This window comes from Bacillus sp. GS3m_15504 (assembly GCF_055825275.1).
On record NZ_JBVVNL010000007.1, the window covers coordinates 60,790 to 86,509 of the forward strand.

The following is a 25,720-nucleotide window of genomic DNA, read 5'->3' on the forward strand; positions in this document are numbered from 1 at the left end:
AAAGCTAACATATGCTAGCTTTTATTTTTCTATCATTCAATTTCCAGGTCAACTATTAAATATGCCATGATTACTACTAAGTAGAAACTCACTCCAGGTGCAATTAAAATATGACCAGCCATGAATGAGATACCTAATCCAAGAAGTATCGCCGCAATCACCATTGCATATTTCACAGTGAATATTTGTTTAAATTTAGTAAATATACATGCAATAAATTTAATACCAAAGTATAAGAATGGAATTACAAGTAAAATGAACCCTATGATTCCGAAAGAATAGAACCAATCGTGGAAATCACGTTCAATTAATTTCGGCTGTTCTTTATAGTTACCCGCATAACCCATTCCTAATAATTTTTGAGACATTGGGGCTTCATTATAGAAATCTTTATACATTTGTTCAAATAGTTGACGCCCACTAAAAATAAGAGCTTGCGTTTCTTCTTTTTTCTCTGCTACTTTTTCTTTTTCTTTCTCTTTTTCTTTTTCTTGCTGTGTCACAGGAGGTTTGTGTTCTTTAGCTTCCTCCTTCTTTTTCTCTTCCTTTTTCGCACTCTGTTCTTGTTCAATTAATTGGAAATGGAATCCCATATTTTTCATAAATGGTGAAAAAGGTGTATATGCCAATATGCCTACAAATACAGTCATTGCAAGAAAACCATTTAATAAATAGGCATGTTTCTTTCCATCTTTACGTTGTGTAAATGCTTGAATAAAGCACATAACAACTGCGATAGCCATTGATCCAAAAATTGCTCCTACGCCAACCTTTGTCCCAATTGCAAATAGTGAATAAACAACTAAAATTGAAGGAATCCAATAATATGCTTTACCTATACTTTTTGTTTTTTCGATTGAGTACAAAATAACAATTGGACACATGATAGCTAAAATAGATCCTAGCTCGTTACCTGCATAAAACCAACCGCGTGATCCTAACTTTACCCATTCGTAACTATTATAATCTGTGCCAGTAGTAATCGAAGCTACCATTACTACTCCTATAATTAGCGATGCATACGTAATGTAGTTACGCATTTTCGAATGACTTTTTTCTTTTAAAGACTTAAACACAAACACATAACAAGTAAGCATAACAAACGGATATAAAGCTTTTGCTATAAACTTCATTTCTTCTGTAAGTACCATAGGATCTTTTGTAAGCTTATTATTTACCAATCCGATAGTAAAGACTATTCCTACTAAGATTATATACAATATATATTTTATATTTCCTTGTTTCTTCGTTTGAATTAAAATATATATCCCGCCTAGGAACATAACGAATAAGCGTGTAATAACTCCAATGGTCGTATCAATTTTTAAAACCATGATACAGAACGCTGTAAGTAAATCTAAAATCGGTTGCAACAAAATAAAGATTAGTAGAAAATTTTCAAATTTATTACTTTTACTATTTTCGCTTAACATCTAGAACCTCCATAACTATTACCTAATTTCAATCTATACAGTTAATATTTTTTTCTCATCTCAAATATTTATTATAACATATATTTTTTAATTAAACGTCTCACATTTCTACCCCAACCTTACCTTTCAAAAAAAGATTATTTGTATTTTCAAGCGCTTTCTTTCCTCATTTTTTCTTTTTTTCTACATGTAACGAAAATGCATTGTTATTTACATAACTTTAGTGTATATTTTTTCTCTGGAACATCTTTAGGAGGAAGGGATTACAGCAATGTTATTAATCGACATATTTACGTTTCTTGGCATTATCGCCGCTGCTATTTCCGGTACATTAGTTGGTTTAAAAAAAGATTTAGATTTATTCGGTGTCCTTTGTTTAGCTGTAGCTACTGCGCTCGGCGGCGGTATTATTCGTGATATTATGATCGGTAACCTGCCTCCTGTCGCATTTGTTAAACCTATTTACTTTTTCGTAAGCGTATTATCAGCACTATTTACTTGTATGTTTTTTGAGCGTATCAATAAACTGCAAGTCGTTATTATGCTCTCTGATGCTGTTGGCTTAGGTGTTTTTACAGCTATCGGTGCAAATGCGGCAATGTCACATCATGTTGACGCCTCATTTCTAGTCGTTTCAATGGGAGTCATTACAGGTATTGGAGGCGGTATTTTGCGTGACATTTGCGCTCAAGATATCCCCTACGTCTTCCGAAAAGAGATTTACGCAATCGCTTCTATTTTAGGAGCAATTAGTTTCCTAATCACATATGCAATGGGGGCACACATATTAGCTTTCTATGTTTGTTTATTAGTAACATTCATTATTCGTGTTGTCACTGTAATATATAATGTACATTTCCCAGTTTTCTTTAAAACACATGCTAAAATTAATAAAGGCCATTAAGAGAATTCTACATAGAATTCTCTTAATTTATATACTATTCTACACACTAATGTAGAGTAATTGTATATAAAAATATATAATTATATTAGAAACAAAAAATGAAAACGCTTCACATACAGGGGGAAGAACGATGCTTGCGGTTTTTAAAAAACATACAAATAAAACAAACGCCAGTATACTTGAATTAAGTAAGGATCAACAAATCACTTTTAACGTGCCTACTAATTCTGAACTAAAAGTGCAAATGGATATGCTACATATTTCAAAAGAAGATTTACAAATCGTAAAGGTACTACAGCCCTTTATTTATGAAGAAATTGATTGGATTACAGAAAAATTCTATGCCAATATTACAAAACAGCCTAATTTAATTACCATTATTGAACGTTATAGCTCTATTCCAAAGCTAAAGCAAACTTTAAAAACACATATAAAAGAATTATTCAGCGGAGATATGCATGAAGATTTCATTGAGCAACGTGTTAGAATTGCAAAAAGACATGTACAAATTGGGTTACATAGAAAATGGTATACAGCTGCTTATCAAGAATTATTCCGCTCTATTATGAAGATTTTAAAAACAAAAATTACAACAATTGATGATTTTTCTTACTCTATAAACGTAATAAATAAATTATTTACACTTGAACAAGAACTTGTTATTGCGGCCTATGAATCTGAATATGAAAGAATGCAAAAAGAACTTGAAAAAGAAAAAGAAATAACATCTATGACCATTACGCATATTGCAACAGAATTAGCATCTGTATCTGAAAAAACGAGCGCTTCTATTCAACAATTAACCGCTAAATCTGAAACTATTGTAGAAATTGCCAAAACAGGTACATCATTAGCTACAACATCGGAAGAAAAAGCAAATAAAGGTAAAGAACAATTAAATCAGCAAAATAAACGAATGGAATACATTCAAGCAAACATGGAAACGATTATTACTGATACTCATGAACTTCTCGATATTTCTAACAAAATTAATGAAATTATAGATATTGTAAAATCAATTGCAGAGCAAACAAATTTGCTCGCACTAAATGCTGCTATTGAATCTGCACGTGCTGGGGAATTTGGTAAAGGCTTCTCCGTTGTAGCTGGAGAAATTCGAAAGTTATCGGAGCAGACGAAAGAATCTATATTCAACGTTACAAAGCTCGTTGAAAAAACAAATGAACAAATTATTCGTGTCTCTTCTTCAGTGAAACAAATTAGCTCCCTCGTATCTGAAGGAACAGATAGTATGTCTGCAACAGATCAATACTTCCAAGAAATTGTAAAAGACATGTCTAACTCGAAAGAACAGAATAAAAAAATTGAAAATGAATTAGAGACCATTTCACAAGTAATGAAAGGAATCCAAGACGATTCCTCAAAAATGGCTCTAACAGCCGATAGTTTACAACTGGAACTCAACCGATAGATTGAAGCTCATGTCAGTACATATTCTTTATCTCCGCTGCCTCTTAGTCTTCATCTTCCATTCAAAAAAAAAGAATCCAATTTGGATTCTTTTTATTTTCTAAAGAATATTTTTTGACAGTACATATAACTCATATAAACACCAAAGCTTTGCAAAATAAACAATGCTGGCACAATAAGATTGTAATAGGTCATATCTACTTGTAAGAGTCTTAACAATACGTACCCGCTAATTAACAATAAGAATAACATATACCCTTCGTTTTGTTGTTTCTTAATAAGAAAGTGTAATAAGGCGATAGACATAAACAATGTTACCGCTATATATATAAGTTTTTCACATTTAAATAGAATAGAATGTATTCCTTCATCTGAGAATTGATTAATTACTGGTTTTAAAAGTTTAAATCTTTCTTCTTCCATCTCTTTTTGCTTTTGATCAATATGTTCTGTTACGCTTCGATTCTTTGTTACTTTCTCCTCATTTTTACCTTTTCCAATTAAAACAGATTGAACATACGTCTCATTCGAAATCGTATATTGTGACATTCCCATTGTCTGAATTCCATAACTCACACCAAAATGGGCACTATAAAATAGAATAAGTATCCCTATCATCTTTAGTAATACTTTTTGCTTCATTGCTGATTGAAAAAGTTCAATTAACAACACATATACAGCAATAAAAATAGGGAGAAATAATCCCATTGGAAAAATCATATTACTACATGCAAATAAAATTGCTGAAAGCACCCACATATAAGGATGATCTAAGCCTTTATATAAAAGTATGTAACAAGCTAAATAAAATAAAAATATTGCAAGCGATTCTGATGTTAATAAAGCACTTGTAAATATATTTGGAATATATAAAGCATAAAATACAGAAGCAATACGGCCGCATTCTTCTCCAAAAACCATCGCTGCAATACGATAAATGAAAAATGCAGTCCCTGTGCAAAATAAAATATTAAATAGCTGCAATGCGAATACCGTATCGCCAAATACACGAATAATAATTGATTCATAAATAATAAAAGGTAACTGCGCAACATTCTCTACGCTATTACCAATTGCAATCTGCTTTGCAGACTCAAACATAGCTTTCATATCATCGATTACCGGAACATCTACAAATAAAACCATACTCAGTCTCACGACTATAGATGTACCAATAAGAAAAATAAGAAATTGTTTATCTGTAAAACGATACTGTAAAATCGATGCTACTAACAGCATGAGAATAACAAAAATAATCAATACAATTGTTACACTTGTTGTACTGCCTCCAAAAAACTGTTTACTTGTTTCGAACGCAGACCAACAACTATAAACAAAAAATGCGAGCATCGCACCGATCATTATTTTACTGAAAAAAGACGAAAAATTTGTTTGTATATGATTCATATGTCCATTGCACCTCTATTTCCATTCATAACAAAACGATTCTATCACGAATAGGTACACAGCTGATAGGGAATTTGTATGACAAATACAGGGTCATAACTTTTTCACTTGCAATGTAAGCGACTACTCTTTTACACTACATTTTATATATGATAAATTTTCTTTCAGTTACATGAATACAAATACAGAAGTTTTACTAACCCTCTTCTGGAATTCTTTACTTCATTAAATATCTATAGATTTTTAATAACTTTGTACTCCACTTACAACACATGTCATTCTGATCGAAAACAGAAAATAGGGGCTGACCATATGGAAAAGAAATTCATGCGAGAATCTAAAGCAATTAAAACAACACGTGTTTTTCCGAATGATTTAAATAATCATCAAACACTTTTCGGAGGAAAATTATTAGCGGAAATTGATAGTATCGCTTCAATTGCAGCTGCAAGGCATAGTCGTAAACATTGCGTAACAGCATCTATCGATTCTGTTGATTTTTTAACTCCCATTCACCAAGCAGATTCTGTTTGTTACGAAGCATTCGTATGTTATACAGGAAAATCTTCAATGGAAGTGTTCGTAAAAGTAATTGCAGAGAATTTATTAGCAGGAGAACGTAGAATAGCTGCAACATGTTTTATTACATTCGTTGCATTAAAAGATGGAAAACCTTCTTCTGTTCCACAAGTACTGCCTGAAACGGAAGAAGAACATTGGCTACACACAACTGGTGCTGAGCGTGCAGAAAGTAGAAAAAAAGGGCGTGTAAAAAGCAAAGAAATGGCTGAAGTTCTAACTTTAAGTAAACCTTGGAGTATGTAGGCCTTCACCATTAAGACATCTTCTGAGCGAATAACTATCATGTATTCGCTCATTTTTTATAAACAATTTCCCGTCTTCATACAACCATTCCTCCTTTTCACACATACTATGTAATATTTTTATACATACCCGCTCGCTATTCACTTTTTCTAATGAATAAAATCTCATTTATAACACGGTTCTATACCATCAACAGTTGCTTTACAAAGTTTATGTAGGGTACACTTATACGGGTGGTCAACAAAACAATTTAAGGATTTGTAAATCGTGTAGGAAACACCTTACACTTCATTATATTGACAGAATTAACTGTAGTTAAAAACCTTACTATGACATAGCAAGTATTTTAATTAAATTGGATTATTTTAATGGAAAGGTGAAATTATGCAGAAATCAATTGCTTCAAATATTTTTTATAAAATACTGCTCAATACGTTTAATATTATCCTTCCAATTTTAGTTGGTCCTTACGCATATCGAACGTTAGGAGCAACTTCAATCGGAACCGTTAATCTTGCTGAAACTTTTTTCAATTACTTCTTCGTGTTTGCCGTATTTGGTGTATATCAATATGGTTTACGCGAAATTAGCTTAATTAAAAACGATAAGAAGAAGGTTTCTAAGTTATTTACAAGTCTCTATGTAATTAACTTCACAACTAGTATTTTAGCTTTATCATCCTTTGTGCTCTTTAGCTATATTGGATATGGACATGAAAGTCTATTTCCTGTTCTTCTTATTTTCGGTTTTAATTTTATATCTAACATGTTTTATGTGGAATGGTTTAATGAAGCATATGAAAATTATGACTTCATCACTAAAAAAACAGTTATCGTTCGATTAATCTATGTCGTACTTCTTTTCTCTTTCATTCATGGGGTTGATGATTATAAAACATATGCTGGTTTATTAGTATTATCAACATTTTTAAACCACTCTATTAGCTTTGTATATGTGAAACGCCAAGTGAAATTTGATTTTTCCGACTTAACGATTATTCCTCATTTAAAACCGTTACTATTAGTATTGATTTTTTCAAATGCTAATATTTTATATACTCAATTAGATCGTCTTGTTTTAGGAGTATATGTTGGAAAAGAAGAAGTCGCATATTACGTAATGGCTTTTCAAATTATGATGATTATTAACACACTTATGTTAAGTGTTGTACAAGTAACCGTTCCAAGGCTGTCTTACTTATCAGGGAATGCATCTGAAATGGAGTATGAATCTTTACTAAATAAAATTTCAAAAGTATATTTCATTACCCTATTCCCTGCTGCAATTGGTTTAATGCTCATTGCTCATGGGGCTGTTGTTATTTACGGTGGACAACAATTTGCTGCAGCTGGTAATACATTAATTGTCTTCGCCTTCTATATGATTACGGTTGGTATTGAGTCCATTTTATCGAATCAAATTATTTATGTGAAAAAGAAAGAAAGCATTTTAGTGCGATTTTTATTCATTTGCGGATTTATCAACTTAGCATCTAATATTGCACTCATATTCTTCCATGTACTTACACCAACAACAGCGATTTTCACAACAACAATTGCGAATTGCTTCTTAATTACATTTGAATATATTTATGTGAAAAAGAAACTAAAAGTGAATTATACGTTATTCGATATACAAAAACTTAAATATCTATTTTATTCCCTAACATTTATACCGATAGCATTCGTTATTGATATGATTGTATCTGGACAAATACTACAAGTTATCCTAGTAATAATAACGTGTGGATTAACGTATGCCCTTATCCTCTTTATAACAAAGGATGAAATTCTCTTTTCGCTACTTGAAAAGATACTAGCACGATTCAAAAAGGCTTAAACGCAATCTCTAAAAGGAGCTGTTAAACTTGAAATTTTCTTTAATCATGGCTACTTGTGGCAGACGTGATGATATTCTTGACTTACTAAAATCACTTGAACAACAAACTTACAAAAACTTTGAACTTATCGTAGTAGATCAAAATGATACGCCAATCTCTGATTTATTTGATGAATATAAAGATAAATTTTCTATTAATTACATTTATACACCTATTAAAGGACTATCAAGAGCTCGCAATGCGGGCTTAAAAGTAGCAGATGGCGATTTTATCGCTTTTCCAGATGATGATTGTATTTATGAAAAGAATGTTTTAGAGAGTATATTAGAAACTTTCAACTCTAATAAAGATGTGCATTTCATCTCAACAAACACGACAAATGTTGAAGGAACTGGTTCTTTAATACACGCACCGAATACAGACATTATTTTAAATAATAAGTATGGATTCATGGGGCCTTCTTTCACCCTATTCTTCACAAAGCAATTTGTACAAGATGTAGGTACATTTGATGAAGATTTAGGTGTTGGTTCTGGAACGATTTATGGAGCCGGTGAAGAAACTGACTTTGTGTTACGCGGTATGAAACAAAATTATACTGGTCTATTTAGAAAAGATCTGTTCGTATACCATCCTGTAAAAGAGGAAATTATTAATGAACAATCATTAAAACGTGCCATTTCTTATGCTGGTGGTTTTGGTAGAGTTATTCGCTTACACTATGGATTCCCTTATTTCTTGCGTGCTGTCGCTGCTGCAACATTCCGTATGACACAAAATATTTCTAATGATAAACGCAAATTCCATGCAAATCGCTTACGCGGAATTGTTCGTGGATATTTAAAATAAAAAATAAGGTGTAACCACTTATATAAAATGGTTATACCTTATTTTTATTTCTCTCACATCACAGCAATCCATCATCCTTTTGTCATCGTATACCCTACTATTCAATTACATTATATATTTTGGAAATGATAGCATTCTACCCAAGAATTTAGTATCATGATTCAAGACACTATTTAGAAATGAACGGAGGACATTATGAGCTTATTAACTGTTGAAAAATTAGGCCATACATTTGGTGATCGTACATTATTTAAAGATGTATCCATGCGCTTACTTGCAGGAGAACACGTTGGATTAGTTGGAGCAAACGGTGTTGGTAAATCAACATTTATGAATATAATTACTGGTCAGCTGATCCATGACGAAGGTCGCGTTGAATGGACACCTGGTACGAATTACGGTTACTTAGACCAGCATACTATTTTAACACCTGGTCGCACAATTCGTGATGTATTAGCAGATGCGTTTTTACCTTTATTTGAAAAAGAAAAAGCTTTAAATGAAGTTACAGAGAAAATGGGAACTGCTACACCAGAAGAATTAGAGGAACTTCTTGAGCAAATGGCAGAAATTCAAGATGCTCTTGAAGCAGGTGGCTTCTATTTATTAGATATTAAAATTGAAGAAGCAGCGCGTGGTCTTGGAATTGACGCAATTGGGCTAGATCGTGATGTTGCGGCATTAAGTGGTGGACAACGTACAAAAGTGTTACTTGCAAAGTTACTACTTGAGCAACCAGAAGTACTTCTATTAGATGAGCCTACCAACTATTTAGACGTTGAACATATTCATTGGTTAACAAATTATTTAAAAGAGTATCCACATGCGTTCCTATTGATTTCCCATGATACGGAATTTATGAATAAATGTGTTGATGTTATTTTCCATCTAGAATTCACAAAGATGACGCGTTACACAGCAACATATGAAAAATTCTTAGAGCTAGCAGAAATCAATAAAAATCAACATATCAACGCCTATGAAAAGCAGAGAGAATTTATTAAAAAGCAAGAAGACTTTATCGCAAAAAATAAAGCTCGTTACTCAACGACAGGCCGTGCAAAGAGTCGTCAAAAACAACTTGATCGTATGGAGCGTATTGATCGTCCTGAAACAGCTATTAAGCCTGAGTTCTCCTTTAAAGAAAGTCGTGCAAGTAGTCGATTTGTCTTTGAAGGGGAAAATGTAGAGATCGGATATACACATCCGCTATTACCGAAATTAACAATGACAATTGAACGTGGCGAAAAAATTGCAATTGTTGGATGTAACGGTGTCGGTAAATCAACACTGCTAAAAACAATTTTAGGTAAGATTAAACCATTAAGCGGAAAGACAAGTCTTGGTGACTTTTTAAATCCTTCATACTTCGAGCAGGAAGTAAAAGCTGATAATATAACACCAATTGATGATGTTTGGAATACATTCCCTAGCTTAGACCAACATCAAATCCGTGCAATGTTAGCAAAATGCGGTTTAAAGAATGAACATATCTCTCGTCCACTGAACCAATTAAGTGGTGGCGAACAAGCAAAAGTTCGTTTATGTAAACTAATGGGTGAAGAAAGTAACTGGTTACTCTTTGATGAGCCAACAAACCACCTTGATGTTACAGCGAAAGAAGAGCTGAAAAAGGCGATGAAAGCATACAAAGGAACAATTCTTCTTGTATGCCACGAACCTGATTTTTATGAAGATTGGGTAACAAAAACTTGGGATGTAGAGAAATGGGCCCAGGAAAATTCTTAATCCCCTAAAAACATCCCTTTACACTGATATTTAATGTGTAAAGGGATTTCATTTTAAAATAACCATGCAATTCGACAAGGAGTTTTTAATAATGCAACAAACATTCCCCCTAAAGCTTAATACGTTTTTTGTAAAGTGCTTATTAGTACTATGTCTAATTATTTCTGCTGCTATAACGTGGCAATCAATAGGCATCATTCAAGAAAAAACCGACACGCATTCCTTTATTATAATCCCGATTATTATTTTAATAGGTCTTCTATTTTTGCTTATTGGCTATATTTCTAACAAGTATATGTCTACATTTATATTTACCGTTTCACTCATTGTTTTAGCTTTTTCTGTTCGATTAATTTGGGTTCTCAACGTTCCAACCCCTATCGAATCAGATTTTTCAGTGATGTACAATAGTGCTATTCAAGCTACTAAAGGCGATTTTAGTTTTGCACAAGACGACTATTATACTTCATGGGTTTATCAACTTGGCTTTACAATGTACCAAGCTTTCATTATTAAGTTATTCGGCGAAGGGCCTTTCCTTCTAAAACTTTTAAATATAATGTATTGCACAGGAACAACATGGCTAGTTTACAAAATAACTTCATATGTTTTTAATGAATGGGCTGGAAGAATGGCTGGATTACTATATGCATTATATATCCCTAGCATTGTATTGAGCTCTTTACTAACGAATCAACATATTGCCACATTCCTATTTTATCTTGGATTTTACTTATTAATTACAAAAGGTCTAACCCATAAATATATGTGGATTTTTATAGGGATATTCCTAGCCTTAGGAGATATTATGCGTCCACTTGGCGCTTTCGTCTTGATTGCAGTAGCTCTTTACGTCTTTTTACAAGGTATATTAGGAAAATCAAAACAGGATATTTTAACTTCTATAAAAAAACTTTCTGGGATTTTCATCGTTTTTTATCTTGTTCATTACATTATAAGCTCTTCATTTATATATGCCGGAATTACACAATATCCGCTATCTAACCGAGATCCTCTTTGGAAATTCACAGTAGGACTTAATCACGAAACAAGAGGTGGATATTCTTCAGCAGATGTAGAATATGTTATGTCCTTTAAGCTTGGAAAAGAACGAGAAGCCGTTGAGAAGAAATTGATTCAAGAGCGACTAGCTGATCCAGAAAAGGTTTTATCTTTATTTGGTGATAAATTCACGATTATGTGGGCAGATTATGATTCCGCCCCAGTATGGAGCCTGGCAACACTAAGTAACACAGAGAGTGATATGGTTACCTTACAAGATGATCTTAAAACATACGACAAGTATATTTATATTACAACGATGTTATTTAGTACGTTAGCAACTCTTTATCTCTTATTAACGAAGCAGAACAACACACATTACACACTATTTTTATTATTAATAATTGGTTATATAACGATTCACTTCTTAATAGAATATCAAACAAGATATCGATACTTTATCATCCCTAGCTTTACAATCATTCAAGGTTATGGGTTATATGTAGTTTATCATCTCATGTCTAAAAGAAAGGCCAAATAAAAAAGCGTAAGCTCGGTGCAATACCGAGCTTACGCTTTTTATTTATATTCTTTTTTTATTGTAAATATGCTTAATACCAAAAGCAGCTAAAAAGATCATAGGTATTGTAGCCGAATAATGATATCTCGGTGCTACTTCTACTATCATTTGTGCCATTGTTAGCCCAATCACATATAAACAAATAATTAAAAGTGAAGATTTATTTTTATTTTTTATAGCTACTAACGCTCCGAACAGTGAAGTAACTAGTAAAAAGTAATAGAAAACATTAGAAATTATAGTATAGCGTACTTTATGGTCCATAATTGGATCTGCATATTTAACAGCTTGATCATCATTACCTAAAAAGATAATAAATTTATCATACATTAGTTTCCCGAAATCTATATCATCGTTTTTGATTCTCTTTTTCGCTTCTTCAAGCATTTGCTTTTGAACGTCCTGAGCACTCCATCCTGGTTGACCACTATAATGATATAGTAACGCTGAATCTCCTGGATTCCATGTTCCTGAGGCTCCCTTATTAAATCCTACATGAATATTGTATCCCGGCACTGTTGCTATCTCTTCACCTAAACGTAATGTTACATAATGATTTGCCGCTGAAGACATCATTAAGTATCCAATAATGATAACCCCTACGTATGCCAACTTATTAATAAGTAGCTTTTTATTCCCGATATGCTTTGTATCTATAATAAACATCCATATCGCTAAGGCTATAATTGGCACTGCTGCAATTGGTCTTGCCATATTTATTAATACAAGTAATGCAGCTAATAGAATTGAATACATAAGAACCTTTGCAATCTTCATATTTTCAATTTTATCATAAACAATTATCATAATTGCCCAGGCTAATAACAGTATTGTACAATACAACGGTTCTGAAAGTGCAAACATGTTATACATCGTTTGTGATGGTAAGAGAATCCATAAAACACTTGCTGTTATCGCTGTTCTCACTCCACCAATTCGTCTAGCTATAAAATATATTAATCCCATCGAAATTGTAGTTAAAACAACATTAATAATTGGCGGAATCATAAAGTTTGCCCCAAATATTTTTAGGAAGATACTTAAGAATGAAGCATAACCAAAAATATGTGGAAATAGTGCTACATATCTATCATGAATAACAAAGTTATCACCTAATGCTTTTGCAGTATTGAAAAAGGCTTCATAATCACCAATCGGATCAATCTTATATGTAACAATCCATGCAGTTTTCACTGCTAAACAAATAATTAGTAGTACAAAAAAACATATTTTTTCATTTACTCTTTCAAGATATAGCGATCCACTGCTAAGTATAAAGTTTCCAATTGTACATAATAATAAAACTCCAACTAATATCATTACATAATTATACTTTTGAGTATCTGAAAAATAATCAAAAATTAATATTGCAACGAAAAAGCTATAAATGCCGTATATGGCACGTGTAGAAAAAGTTGAAAATAATCCAGAAAAACGTTCCAAAAAAATTCACTCCTTAACATATTTATATGGGAAAACATTATATTTCCTAAAAAAATTACACTACCAGCTACTATACATTAATATTACCATGATTTCCATGTTTGCTTTTATATTTCAAAGTATACCAATTTTAAATAACCATTTTTATTATTGACAGATTTATTCTATATCCTAAAATGGTATTCGCCCAAAACATATAACATCTTAGCATAAATTATGCTATAATTGATAGTTGTTATGTACGAGTAACCTTTCTACATTTCCTGTTTTGTTTATACATTTTATAAAGTTGAGGATACTATTATGGAGAAACTCTTAAAGTTTGGTTTAGTAGGGATCTTTAATACACTCATTACAATTATTAGCTTTTGGATATTATTAAAATTCGGGATGAACTACCTGATTGCGAATACCATTGCCTATTTAATTGGTGTTGCCAATAGCTACTATTGGAATAAAAATTGGGTGTTTAAACCTAATAATAAAAGCACGTCAATGTTCTTTAAATTTCTAACTGTAAATTTAATTGTATTGGGTTTTAATACATTATGTTTATTTATATTGGTAGATAAACTTACTGTCAATAAATTAATTGCACAGATCTTCGCAATTGGTGTCGGAATGGTTATAAATTTTGTCCTTAATAAAATTTGGACATTCAACCAAACGGAAAAGGCTACTAATTAAACTGAAACAATTTATTAAAAATACGGAGGATACAACATGCAAAAATTAATCTCGGTTGTAGTTCCTATGTACTTCGAGGAAGAAGTAGCACAGGAATGTTATAACCGTTTAAAGTCCGTTATGCTTCAAAATGGTATTAATTACGAGTTTGTCTTTGTAAACGACGGTAGTACAGATCGTACAATGGAAATCTTATCTGAGATTGCAGCAAATGATTACCGTACAAAAATCGTTAACTTCGCACGTAACTTTGGACACCAAGTAGCTGTTACAGCTGGTATCGCTGCTGCAAAAGGTGACGCTATTGTAATTATAGATGCAGACTTACAAGATCCGCCTGAAGTTATTCCTGAACTTATTGCAAAATGGGAAGAAGGATATGAAGTTGTTTATGCAAAACGTAAGCAACGTAAAGGTGAAACTTGGTTTAAACTTTTAACAGCTAAATATTTCTATAAGTTCTTAAACTACATGTCTGATATCGATATCCCAAAAGATACTGGTGATTTCCGAATCATCGATCGCAAAGTAGCTGATGTTTTCAATCAAATGACTGAGCGAAATCGCTTCATCCGCGGTATGATGTCTTGGGTTGGCTTCCGCCAAACGTATGTTGAATATGAACGCGATGAGCGCTTTGCTGGTGAAACAAAATATCCATTAAAGAAAATGATTAAATTTGCATCTGACGGCATTATTGCATTTTCGACAAAGCCATTACGCATCGTTATGTCTTTAGGTTTATTATCAGTTCTAATTTCTATAATTGTCTTACTATATACAATTACTGTGAAAATTATCGGCAATGGTACACAAACAGGTTGGGCATCTATTATGGTTGCTATTACATTCTTTAGCGGTATTCAATTACTTGGTCTTGGAATCGTTGGTCAGTATATCGCTCGTATTTATGACGAAAGTAAAAACCGTCCGATTTATATCGTAAAAGAAACAATCAACATTGACCAAGAAGAGACTGCACTGAAAAAAGAAAAAGTGAATGCATAATAAAAAAGGTAACAATGAAAACTATCATTGTTACCTTTTTATATTGTAATAGCCCATAAGTCTCAAACGAAATTCTTTTAAATTTGGATATACTTCTAAATTAGACAGCATTCCTTGTATAACCGGAATCCTTGGATTTGGCAACCTCATTTCTGCCTCTAAAACATCTAACGTAACAAGCAATTCCTCATCTTCTAATTGATCCGCTAATGTACGTTTAAACACAATAATTTCTTTTAAAAAGTGTTCCTTAACCTGCTCCTTAATAAGCTCTGATTTACAAAGAAATTCTCCAAGCTTTTCTTCATGTAACACAGGTTCTTCCGAAGATTTTACCAATCCATCTACTAAATCGTCTACTCTTTTCAAAATAAACGCAGAGACGTAAGATAAGTCGATTTCTGGCGCTTGTAAAATAATTAGTTCTAAATATCCACGGCATATGCCTTCTACCATAATGACTAAATCTAATAAATATGGCATAACCTTATCACCATAAATAGACAGTAAACTATTTCGATAAAAGGCGTGAGACTCTAACTTCATCCGCATCATAAATTCTTCTACTTCTTTATTAAAGGGAATAGCATTTTCTCTGGCATGCATAATAATGAATTCTTTATGCTTTTGTATATCGTTAAACTGGCAATGCAGTTGTTTTGCAAATTTTTCACGTGGCAATAACGACTCTTTTTCAATATCCATCATTTTGTTTTGAATCTTGTCATAGTAATATCGGAGTGTTGCTAATAAAAGTTCCTCTTTCGATTTAAAGTATAAATAAAAGGCTCCCTTAGATATGCCACAAGCTGTCACAATTTCCTGCACTGATGTCGCATTTACACCCTTAGTCGCAAATAACTTCATAGCCATCTCTATAATTAAGCGCTCTTTTTCTTTCATATCGTCTCTCCTAAATTTAATCTCGCATCTTATTATGAATTCATTATACCATTCCTTTTCATTGACGGCTGACCAATCAGTCAGTTATATTATGTATTAGACTGACCAGTTGGTCAATATAATACAAAGGGAGCGCAAACATGAACAAAATTATTAATTTTTCGTTAAAAAATAAGTTCGCAGTTTGGCTACTAACCATTATCGTTACCATTGCAGGTATTTATTCTGGGCTAAATATGAAGCTGGAAACAATTCCTGATATTACAACACCTGTTGTAACAGTAACCACGGTTTATCCTGGTGCTACACCAGAAGAAGTAGCTGATAAAGTTTCAAAACCGATGGAAGAGCAACTGCAAAATTTAAATGGTGTAAATGTTGTTAGTTCATCATCTTTTCAAAATGCATCTTCTATTCAGGTAGAATATGATTTTGATAAAAATATGGAAAAGGCTGAAACGGAAATAAAAGACGCTCTTGCAAATGTAAAACTGCCAGAAGGCATAAAGGATCCGAAAGTTTCACGTGTAAACTTCAATGCCTTTCCTGTTATTTCATTAAGTGTAGCAAGTAAAAATGAATCTTTAGCTACCTTAACTGAAAATGTAGAAAAAAATGTTGTTCCAGGATTAAAAGGACTTGATGGGGTCGCATCTGTTCAAATTTCAGGTCAACAAGTAGATGAAGTACAACTTGTCTTTAAAAAAGATAAGATGAAAGAATTAGGTTTAAGTGAAGATACTGTAAAAAATGTAATTAAAGGATCGGACGTATCTTTACCACTTGGCCTATATACATTTAAAGACACAGAAAAATCAGTTGTTGTAGATGGAAATATTACAACAATGAAAGCATTAAAAGAACTAAAAATCCCTGCTGTTCCTTCATCAGCAAGCAGTCAAGGAAGTCAAACTGCTGGAGCTGGTGCACAAATGCCGCAAATGAATCCAGCCGCTATGAACGGGATTCCGGCAGTTACATTAAGCGAAATTGCTGACATTAAGGAAGTCGGAAAAGCAGAATCTATTTCTCGAACAAATGGAAAAGAAGCAATTGGAATTCAAATTGTCAAAGCTGCTGACGCCAACACAGTTGATGTTGTAAATGCAGTGAAAGATAAAGTAAAAGAACTTGAGAAAAAATATAAAGACTTAGAGATTATTTCAACATTCGACCAAGGTGCACCTATTGAGAAATCAGTAGAAACAATGCTGAGCAAAGCCATTTTTGGTGCTATTTTTGCCATTGTTATTATTATGCTGTTCCTACGAAATATCCGAACAACATTAATCTCTGTCGTTTCCATACCACTTTCTTTATTAATTGCTGTATTAGTCATAAAGCAAATGGATATTACACTTAACATTATGACGCTCGGAGCAATGACAGTCGCTATCGGGCGGGTTGTGGATGACTCTATTGTTGTTATTGAAAATATTTACCGACGTATGTCATTGTCAGAAGAGAAATTACGCGGAAAAGATTTAATTCGTGAAGCTACGAAAGAAATGTTTATCCCGATTATGTCTTCTACCATTGTAACAATTGCTGTATTCTTACCACTTGGACTAGTAAAAGGCATGATTGGCGAGATGTTCTTACCATTCGCTTTAACTATCGTCTTCGCTTTATTAGCATCATTACTAGTGGCAGTTACAATTGTGCCAATGCTAGCTCATTCTTTATTTAAAAAAGAGAGCATGAGAGAAAAAGAAGTACATCATGAAGAAAAACCAAGTAAATTAGCAAATATTTATAAACGCATACTTGCATGGGCTTTAAATCACAAAATTATTACATCAAGTATTGCTGTCCTTCTATTAGTTGGTAGTCTTGCACTTGTGCCAATTATCGGTGTAAGTTTCTTACCATCTGAAGAAGAAAAAATGATCATTGCAACGTACAACCCTGAACCAGGTCAAACGTTAGAAGACGTTGAAAAAATTGCAACGAAAGCTGAGAAGCACTTCCAAGATAATAAAGACGTCAAAACAATTCAATTCTCATTAGGTGGCGAAAACCCAATGAGTCCTGGTCAATCAAACCAAGCAATGTTCTTCGTACAATATGATAACGACACAAAAAACTTTGAAAAAGAGAAAGAACAAGTCGTTAAAGATTTACAGAAGATGTCTGGAAAAGGCGAATGGAAAAACCAAGACTTCGGAGCAAGTGGCGGTAGTAACGAAATCAAACTATACGTTTACGGAGATAGCTCGGAAGACATTAAGCCTGTCGTAAAAGATATTCAAAATATCATGAAGAAAAATAAAGACTTAAAGGATATAGACTCTAGTATTGCAAAAACATATGCAGAATACACTTTAGTCGCTGATCAGGAAAAACTAAGTAAAATGGGTCTAACAGCTGCACAAATCGGAATGGGACTTTCTAATCAACATGATCGCCCTGTTCTGACAACAATTAAAAAAGACGGTAAAGATGTCAATGTATATGTAGAAGCTGAAAAACAAACTTATGAAACAATCGATGACTTAACAAATCGTAAAATTACAACGCCACTTGGTAATGAAGTGGCTGTGAAAGATGTCATGACTGTAAAAGAAGGAGAAACTTCGAATACAGTGAAACACCGCGATGGCCGTGTTTATGCGGAAGTAAGTGCAAAACTAACATCTGATGATGTTTCAAAAGCATCCGCCGCGGTTCAAAAAGAAGTAGATAAAATGGATCTTCCTTCTGGCGTAGATGTTTCTATGGGCGGCGTTACAAAAGATATTGAAGAATCATTCAAACAACTTGGCTTAGCGATGTTAGCTGCGATTGCCATTGTATACTTCGTTCTTGTCGTTACATTTGGCGGTGCTCTTGCACCATTCGCAATTTTATTCTCGCTACCATTTACAATCATCGGAGCTCTTGTTGCCTTACTAATCTCTGGTGAAACGTTAAGTGTCTCTGCAATGATCGGTGCGCTTATGTTAATCGGTATCGTTGTAACAAACGCAATCGTGCTTATCGACCGCGTTATTCATAAAGAAAATGAAGGTCTATCAACACGTGAAGCTTTATTAGAAGCTGGTGCAACACGCCTTCGCCCGATTTTAATGACTGCAATTGCAACAATCGGTGCCCTTATCCCGCTTGCATTAGGATTTGAAGGTAGCGGCTTAATTTCTAAAGGACTTGGTGTAACAGTAATTGGTGGATTAACAAGTTCAACATTATTAACACTTCTTATTGTTCCAATCGTTTATGAAGTATTAAGCAAGTTCAAAAAGAAAAAAGCAAAATAACAAAAAAATAACCTCGCTAACTGCGAGGTTATTTTTTATTTCCAAACAACATTAGGAAATCACCATAGCCTTCTTTTTCTAATTCCTCTTTCGGAATAAATCGAAGAGCTGCTGAATTTATACAATAACGAAGTCCATTCGGTCCTGGACCATCTGGAAATACGTGCCCGAGATGTGAATCTCCTTCCTTACTTCTCACTTCTGTACGCGTCATATTATGACTCACATCCATTTTTTCTTTCACACTTGCTGACATAACCGGCTTCGTAAAACTAGGCCAACCACATCCACTATCAAATTTATCTATAGAAGTAAATAACGGTTCACCTGAAACGATATCTACATAAAGACCTTCTTCTTTATGATTCCAATACTCATTTCGAAATGGTGGTTCTGTACCATTTTCCTGTGTTACATAAAATTGCATCTCATTCAGTTTTTCTTTTAAATGAGCATTATCCTTTGGCCAATGTTGCTTAATAAATGCATCTCGCCCTGAGCCCTTACGGTATAACTCGTAGCGGAATGTGTTTTTCTTATGATATCCTTGGTGATATTCTTCAGCCGGATAAAACGTAGCAGCTGGCAATATTTTTGTCGCAATCGGCTTTGAAAAGCGCCCGCTCTTTGCAAGCTCTTCTTTTGAAGTCTCTGCTTTTTTATGTTGTTCTTCATTATGATAAAAAATCACTGTTTCGTAAGACTGTCCGCGATCGTGGAATTGCCCGCCTACATCAGTCGGATCAATTTGTCTCCAATATATATTTAATAACTCCTCATACGGCATTTTATTTGCATCAAATGTAATTTGTACTGCCTCATAATGTCCCGTCGTTTCTGAACATACTTCTTTATATGTTGGATTCTCTTTATGACCACCTGTATAGCCAGAAACAACCTTTATAATTCCTTCCATCTCTTCAAATGGCGAAACCATACACCAGAAGCATCCTCCAGCAAATGTAGCTAACTCTACCTTTTCATTTACAGCCATTACTTCACCCCTATTCTATCTTCTCCTTACAGTATGGCATAAGAAACATCATGTTATAAAAGAAAAAGCATCGAAAATCGATGCTTTTTCTTTTCTTCGCTTTATTTTGTTCTAACGTCCTTCTCCATTTCATCACTTGTCACATCTAAGACATCCAATAAGAAAATAAAGATTGGAATACCGATAATTAATCCCCACACACCTAAGAAGTGTTCTGAGAAGATTAATACCATAAACGTATAGAAAATAGGTAAGTTTGTTTTTTGCGACATAAACTTCGGATTTAACACGTAACTTTCAAGCGCATGAATGACTGTTACGATAACTAAAATATAAACCACGTACATAATACCGCCGATATTGTAAGCAATCATACAAAGCGGGAATAACGAAATGATAACCCCAGCTACTGGAATTAAACCAAGTAAGAAGATCATTAATGCTAAACCTAATAATTGTGGGAATCCTAATATCCATAGTGCAATAACGGATAAAACGCAGTTAACAACTGCAATTAAAAATTGGGCTTCGATTACTTTTCCGAATGAACGTGCAAATTTCTTACCGAAGTACTCGATTTCAGTATAGAAAATTGCAAGTCGACTTTCCTTAAATTTTGCAGTAAAAGCAACGATGCGAGCTTTCTCCAATAAGAAAAATAAACTTAAGATTAAAGAAAGTAACACTTGAAGGCCAAATTTTCCAACATTCGTAATCGATTTATACAAAATGTCAACGCCTTGTCCTACATACTTCGAAAGTTCCATATGATTGACAGCATTAACTGCATACTTAATTAATTCACTATCTGGTGGGTTTCTTAAAAATACGTTAAATTGATAAATTAATTGTGAAATTTGTATTGTTAACACTGGTAAATATTTAAATAGCGTAATAGCAATTCCACCAATTAACATGACATATAGAAATGCTATAATGAGCTTTCGATTAATGGGCATAAAGTGGTCTAATTTGCGAGAAATAAACTTTTGGAATCGATCCATTAAATACGTAAGAATAAACGTAATTAATATTAAATTCAACATACTTTGCAGCCCATATAACACGAGAGCAAGTATTACTAATACGAGTAACCTCTGAAATCCTTTGCTTTGAAACAGGTTTTTTATTTGCATAATCGACGAGTACTCTCTCCTGTCCTATAAAGTAAAACGTTAATAAGTAGATTTTTCTCTCTTTTCTACTTTTAATTATTCATTCATATTAAGATTTTTATAAGCTCACTATACGCCTACCTTAGCAGATCTATAGTAGCTTACTTCTTATTTTACAATACAATGACCTAATTCAAAACGTATTCTACAAAGTATTAATAAAGATTTAAGGAAACTTACATTTTGTTAAAAGAGGTCTTACCACTACTGTAACATAAAAAGCAAGCTATCAGTAGAAATCTGTCCTACAAATAGCTTGCTTTTCTCATTTTTTTAAGTAAGTTTTCCTATCCAATAAACGGCATAAACATCGGTATGACAACTACAGTTACAACCCCAACTACCGTTACAGCAATACTTGCCATAGCTGCCTCTACTTCACCCATTTCAATTCCTACTGCCACTCCTAATGCGTGACCCGCTGTTCCAAGTGCTAAACCTTTTGCAATTGGATGTTTCACTCTAAATGTTTTTAAGAATAATGCTCCTAATGCGTATACAATAACTGCGTTAAAGATTACTGCAAACGATGTAATTGCTGGTATACCACCAATGCTTTCAGAGATTGGTAACGCAATTGCTGTTGTTGCTGCTTGTGGTAACATTGAATTCATTACTGCTGTATCTAAACCAATTGCTTTTGCAACAATGAATACGACAATTACTGAGCAAATAGATCCAACTACGATAGCTGATAAAATTTGCCACCAATATTTTTTTAACTTATCAACCTGTTTATATAATGGAATTGCAAAGGCGATAGTTGCTGGTTCTAAGAAGAAGCTAATCATTTTTCCGCCAGTATTATACTCTTCAAAAGTGAAGTTACCTACCTTTAGAAAGACAATCCCTAAAACCATTGCTACGAATAACGGTGTAAATAAGAAGAAGCCTTTTGAATGCTTAAACAATAATGTTCCGATTCCGTATGCGATTAATGAAACGACGATTCCGAAATATGGAGTCATTGTGCTTGCCATGTTCATTACCTCCTAACAATATATACTACAATGGTTACGCAACTTTTCCGTGCTTGCGTCCTTTATTTACTACTTTCAATTCTTTTGTATCTTCTGTTTCTTTTTCATCTTTTCCTAAAATAAATTGTGCAAATAATCCTGTTACAGCAAGTAAAATAACTGTTGCGACAACAATTACAGTTAAGATTTGTACAAAATATTGTCCCATTACACCAAGGGAATTAATAACTGAAATACCTGATGGGACGAAAAGGAATCCGATAATACCTGTTAAAGCTGTTCCAAGTGATTCAACTTGTTCCAATTTAATAACCTTTAAGCATAATAGACTAAATAAAATGACTAACCCGATTACCGATGAGGGCATTGGAATTGGTAAATGTGTTGCAATAATATTAGAAATTAACATAATAGCTGAGAATATGAATGCTTGTGATAAGAAACTATATACTTTTTTTGTACTCATTTTGGCCACCTCTTTCGATTTGGTACCTTTATTGTATAGGATATAACCGCTATAGTAAGCGTTTACATAATGGAACGTCAAATATACAGAATCAGTTACAAATATAAAAGGATGAAATACAAAAGCTGCTTCTTAAATACGAAGCAGCTTCTTGAGTTCTTTTGCATATGTACGACTAACAGGTACTTTTGATCCTTCTTTCATAATTAAATTATAAGTAGAGTTGAACCATGGCTGAATTTCAGTAATATGATTAATATTTGCAATAAAGCTACGATGGACACGCATGAAACTTGCTTGTGGCAACTTCTTTTCCAAAATTACAAGCGTATCGTGTGTTACATATGTTTCCCTCACTGTTTTTACTGTCACTTTTCCGTCCACAAGCCCTACATATACAATATCTTCAATATTTACAAGAACAATCGATTCCTCAATTGGTAATGCTAATTTATGCATCTCTGCCGTTACATCTGCCCCTTTTATTTCTTGCTTCATTTCTATTTGCGATTGTTTTTGTTTTTTATATTTCTTTAATGTTTGTACAATACGTTCTTCATCAAATGGCTTTAAAATATAGTCTAACGCATCTACTTCAAATGCTTGCAACGCGTATTGATCATAGGCAGTCGCAAATACAATTGCAGGTGGATTTTTCATCTTCTTTAATATATTCGCGATTTCGAATCCGTTATCATCCGATAATTGAATATCTAGGAAAACAATATCTGGTTTGTTTTTCATTAACTCTTCTAATGCGTCCTCTACACAATCAGCCTCACCAATTATCTCAACTTCCTTCGTTCTCTCTAATAAATACTTTAGTTCATCACGTGCTAACATTTCATCATCAACTACTAGTACTTTTAACAATCTGCTCTTCCTCCCCTACTTTTTTTGGAATAACAAAAGTAATCTCTGTCCCCTCATTTACTTCACTTTCGATATGAAGCATCGTTTCCTTCCCAAATAACCCAATAAGACGTTCATTAATATTATATAAAGCTGTTCCAGTCCCTTTCTTTGACGAAACTACCATCTTTCCTAATTGTTCTAAACGTTCTTCCTCAATCCCTTGTCCATTATCCTTTACTTCAAAATGAACCATACCCTCTTTTTCAAAAACATGCACTTCCACTTCACATACGGGTTGCTTCTTTGGAAAAGCGTGTCGCAATGCATTTTCAACCAATAGTTGAAGAACAAACGGTGGTACTAAAGTTGTCTTGAGCTCATCCTCAATATACATCTTTACTTCATACTTATTTGGGAACCTTGCTTGTTCTAGTGATAAGTATGCCTGTACATGGTTTAATTCTTGTTCTAGTGGAATCAATAACTGACGTGCCCCTTGCAAATTACAACGGAAATACACGCTAAGCTGTAATAATAACTTTCTTGCCTTTTCTACATCTGTTCGGCATAAAGCTGATACTGTATTAATCGCATTAAATAAAAAGTGTGGGTTAATTTGTGCTTGTAATGCCTTTATTTCCGCATCTTGTAATAATTTACTTTGCAACTCAGCTTCACCTAATTCAAGTTGTGTAGAGAATATTTTTGCTAACCCTTCTGCTAATTCCTCTTCCACACGACTTAACTGGTTAGGATTTTTGAAATATAGTTTTAATGTCCCTATCGTATTTCCATGTGAAGTTAGCGGAATAACAATCGCCGCTTGCAAAGGACAGCCTTCATGTTGACAATTAATGACCTCACGTGATTTCGCTTTCATTATTTTCCCTGTATGTAACACTTCTTTCGACAAACCGGTTATTAAACTATGTGAAGGAATATGGTGATCTGACGCTAATCCAACATGAGCTAATATTTTCTCTGTATCTGTTAAGGATACCGCATCTGTTCCTGTAAAGCGGTGAATAATTTGTGCCACATGCTTACAAGATTCTTCTGTTAAGCCTTGGCGAAAATACGGTAACGTTTTATCTGCAATACGTAATACCTTATGAGTCTGAAGTGCCTTTGCGTTCTCTTCCTGGCGCAAAATAGCTTGTATCATAGAAAGTAAAATAAAACTTCCAAAGCTATTTACAAGGATCATTGGTATCGCAATTGTTTTCACAATGCTAATGCCATCCTCTACAATTAATAGAATCATAATCATTTCTAAAGAAACGATAAACACACTTAAAACTGCTGAAAATTTAGGCGTAATTGTACGATTATACTTTTTAAAAATGTATCCAATATACCCAGTTATAACGCCTGCTAAAATTGAAGAGATCGCGCAACTTAGCGCTGTCGTCCCACCAAGCATATAACGGTGAATACCAGCAATCGATCCTACTCCAATTCCGACGATAGGACCACCAAGCAATCCACTAATTCCAACACCCATAATACGTGTATTTGCAATGGTACTCGATGATGAAACACCCTGTAGCCAATTTTCATTCATAATCGTATTCCCTGCTATTTCAATCCCGGTGTAATTGCTTACAATTGTAAACACCGAAAAAATACAAATAAGCTTAAGCTTATCTACATAACCATCTTGCTTATGAAGAAGGCGCCTGAATGTTTTAATATGCGAAAGTAAAAATCCTAGAATAACAATAAGTCCGACGCGTTCAATCATCATAAGTACTAAATTTAGCATCTGTGATTCATTCCTTTTTATAGTAGTTAGTTTTATTATCGGAAAATAGTGAAGTGGGCGTCAAGAAGAATGAAATACCTTTTGCAATATTTTACACATAACAATTCCCTCTTTATTTGACAATCTAATAGAAGAGTGCTAAAAATAAAGTAATATAATACAGTCCT

General features: G+C 33.5%; 20 protein-coding genes and 1 pseudogene. 11 read left to right on the forward strand and 10 right to left on the reverse strand.

Annotated elements, in window-relative coordinates:
• Positions 1 to 32: 32 nt before the first annotated feature.
• On the reverse strand, positions 33 to 1,433 hold the full coding sequence (locus AC0L0O_RS27435; RefSeq protein WP_000947783.1) for an O-antigen ligase family protein: 1,401 nt from the start codon (positions 1,431 to 1,433) through the stop codon (positions 33 to 35).
• Positions 1,434 to 1,704: 271 nt separating this feature from the next.
• On the opposite strand from AC0L0O_RS27435, the gene AC0L0O_RS27440 reads away from it, so the two are divergent.
• From AC0L0O_RS27440 to AC0L0O_RS27450, 3 genes and pseudogenes are all read left to right on the forward strand, one after another.
• A complete protein-coding gene (locus AC0L0O_RS27440; RefSeq protein ID WP_000924375.1) occupies positions 1,705 to 2,337 on the forward strand; it encodes a trimeric intracellular cation channel family protein in 633 nt (210 codons plus the stop codon).
• 250 nt (positions 2,338 to 2,587) lie between these two features.
• Positions 2,588 to 2,965, forward strand: a pseudogene (locus AC0L0O_RS27445) (protoglobin family protein); the annotation flags it as partial.
• Entirely contained in the window at positions 2,963 to 3,769 is an 807-nt protein-coding gene (locus AC0L0O_RS27450) for a methyl-accepting chemotaxis protein (protein WP_369862069.1), read from the forward strand. The pseudogene AC0L0O_RS27445 and the gene AC0L0O_RS27450, both read left to right, overlap by 3 nt.
• Before the next feature lie 92 nt (positions 3,770 to 3,861).
• On the opposite strand, the gene AC0L0O_RS27455 is transcribed toward AC0L0O_RS27450, so the two are convergent.
• Entirely contained in the window at positions 3,862 to 5,175 is a 1,314-nt protein-coding gene (locus tag AC0L0O_RS27455; RefSeq protein WP_001015662.1) for an ArnT family glycosyltransferase, read from the reverse strand.
• 312 nt (positions 5,176 to 5,487) lie between these two features.
• Here AC0L0O_RS27455 and AC0L0O_RS27460 point away from each other — a divergent pair, with 312 nt between their 5' ends.
• The 5 genes from AC0L0O_RS27460 (at position 5,488) to AC0L0O_RS27480 (ending at position 11,981) form a co-directional block, all read left to right on the forward strand.
• Positions 5,488 to 6,000, forward strand: a complete 513-nt coding sequence (locus AC0L0O_RS27460; protein WP_000412133.1) for an acyl-CoA thioesterase — start codon at positions 5,488 to 5,490, stop codon at positions 5,998 to 6,000.
• Between the two features lie 384 nt (positions 6,001 to 6,384).
• Positions 6,385 to 7,839: an oligosaccharide flippase family protein gene (locus AC0L0O_RS27465; protein ID WP_001172394.1), complete on the forward strand. Its 1,455-nt coding sequence runs from the start codon at positions 6,385 to 6,387 to the stop codon at positions 7,837 to 7,839.
• 28 nt (positions 7,840 to 7,867) lie between these two features.
• Positions 7,868 to 8,689: a glycosyltransferase family 2 protein gene (locus AC0L0O_RS27470; protein WP_000672695.1), complete on the forward strand. Its 822-nt coding sequence runs from the start codon at positions 7,868 to 7,870 to the stop codon at positions 8,687 to 8,689.
• Positions 8,690 to 8,884: 195 nt separating this feature from the next.
• The gene (locus AC0L0O_RS27475; protein WP_000055390.1) at positions 8,885 to 10,438 is read left to right on the forward strand and encodes an ABC-F family ATP-binding cassette domain-containing protein; all 1,554 of its coding nucleotides are present in this window, start codon (positions 8,885 to 8,887) and stop codon (positions 10,436 to 10,438) included.
• A gap of 91 nt (positions 10,439 to 10,529) precedes the next feature.
• Positions 10,530 to 11,981: an ArnT family glycosyltransferase gene (locus tag AC0L0O_RS27480; protein ID WP_473786210.1), complete on the forward strand. Its 1,452-nt coding sequence runs from the start codon at positions 10,530 to 10,532 to the stop codon at positions 11,979 to 11,981.
• 42 nt (positions 11,982 to 12,023) lie between these two features.
• Here AC0L0O_RS27480 and AC0L0O_RS27485 read toward each other — a convergent pair whose 3' ends face one another.
• Positions 12,024 to 13,463, reverse strand: coding sequence for a glycosyltransferase family protein (locus AC0L0O_RS27485; protein WP_000439383.1), 1,440 nt, complete (start codon positions 13,461 to 13,463; stop codon positions 12,024 to 12,026).
• A gap of 303 nt (positions 13,464 to 13,766) precedes the next feature.
• Here AC0L0O_RS27485 and AC0L0O_RS27490 point away from each other — a divergent pair, with 303 nt between their 5' ends.
• Both AC0L0O_RS27490 and AC0L0O_RS27495 read left to right on the forward strand, forming a co-directional pair.
• Entirely contained in the window at positions 13,767 to 14,150 is a 384-nt protein-coding gene (locus AC0L0O_RS27490; protein ID WP_000413283.1) for a GtrA family protein, read from the forward strand.
• Between the two features lie 36 nt (positions 14,151 to 14,186).
• Positions 14,187 to 15,158, forward strand: coding sequence for a glycosyltransferase family 2 protein (locus AC0L0O_RS27495; RefSeq protein ID WP_473786211.1), 972 nt, complete (start codon positions 14,187 to 14,189; stop codon positions 15,156 to 15,158).
• 30 nt (positions 15,159 to 15,188) lie between these two features.
• On the opposite strand, the gene AC0L0O_RS27500 is transcribed toward AC0L0O_RS27495, so the two are convergent.
• Positions 15,189 to 16,061 (reverse strand): TetR/AcrR family transcriptional regulator, encoded by an 873-nt coding sequence (locus AC0L0O_RS27500; protein ID WP_000659615.1) that lies wholly within the window; start codon positions 16,059 to 16,061, stop codon positions 15,189 to 15,191.
• Between the two features lie 140 nt (positions 16,062 to 16,201).
• Between AC0L0O_RS27500 and AC0L0O_RS27505 the strand changes: the two genes are divergently transcribed.
• The gene (locus tag AC0L0O_RS27505) at positions 16,202 to 19,318 is read left to right on the forward strand and encodes an efflux RND transporter permease subunit (RefSeq protein ID WP_473786212.1); all 3,117 of its coding nucleotides are present in this window, start codon (positions 16,202 to 16,204) and stop codon (positions 19,316 to 19,318) included.
• A 28-nt stretch (positions 19,319 to 19,346) separates the two neighbouring features.
• Here AC0L0O_RS27505 and msrB read toward each other — a convergent pair whose 3' ends face one another.
• From msrB to lytS, 6 genes are all read right to left on the reverse strand, one after another.
• Positions 19,347 to 20,312, reverse strand: coding sequence for a peptide-methionine (R)-S-oxide reductase MsrB (gene msrB, locus AC0L0O_RS27510; RefSeq protein WP_001984918.1), 966 nt, complete (start codon positions 20,310 to 20,312; stop codon positions 19,347 to 19,349).
• Positions 20,313 to 20,413: 101 nt separating this feature from the next.
• Positions 20,414 to 21,448 (reverse strand): AI-2E family transporter, encoded by a 1,035-nt coding sequence (locus tag AC0L0O_RS27515; protein WP_001166018.1) that lies wholly within the window; start codon positions 21,446 to 21,448, stop codon positions 20,414 to 20,416.
• Between the two features lie 326 nt (positions 21,449 to 21,774).
• Positions 21,775 to 22,467 carry an antiholin-like protein LrgB gene (gene lrgB / locus AC0L0O_RS27520; RefSeq protein WP_000168869.1) on the reverse strand — a complete coding sequence of 231 codons (693 nt, stop codon included), beginning with the start codon at positions 22,465 to 22,467 and terminating at the stop codon, positions 21,775 to 21,777.
• Positions 22,468 to 22,501: 34 nt separating this feature from the next.
• Complete coding sequence (gene lrgA / locus AC0L0O_RS27525; protein WP_000104901.1) at positions 22,502 to 22,933, reverse strand: antiholin-like murein hydrolase modulator LrgA; 432 nt, start codon at positions 22,931 to 22,933, stop codon at positions 22,502 to 22,504.
• 132 nt (positions 22,934 to 23,065) lie between these two features.
• Positions 23,066 to 23,806: a LytR/AlgR family response regulator transcription factor gene (locus AC0L0O_RS27530; RefSeq protein WP_000921829.1), complete on the reverse strand. Its 741-nt coding sequence runs from the start codon at positions 23,804 to 23,806 to the stop codon at positions 23,066 to 23,068.
• Positions 23,784 to 25,553: a two-component system sensor histidine kinase LytS gene (gene lytS / locus AC0L0O_RS27535; protein ID WP_000933571.1), complete on the reverse strand. Its 1,770-nt coding sequence runs from the start codon at positions 25,551 to 25,553 to the stop codon at positions 23,784 to 23,786. The genes AC0L0O_RS27530 and lytS overlap by 23 nt, the downstream gene beginning before the upstream one ends.
• Positions 25,554 to 25,720 lie beyond the last annotated feature (167 nt).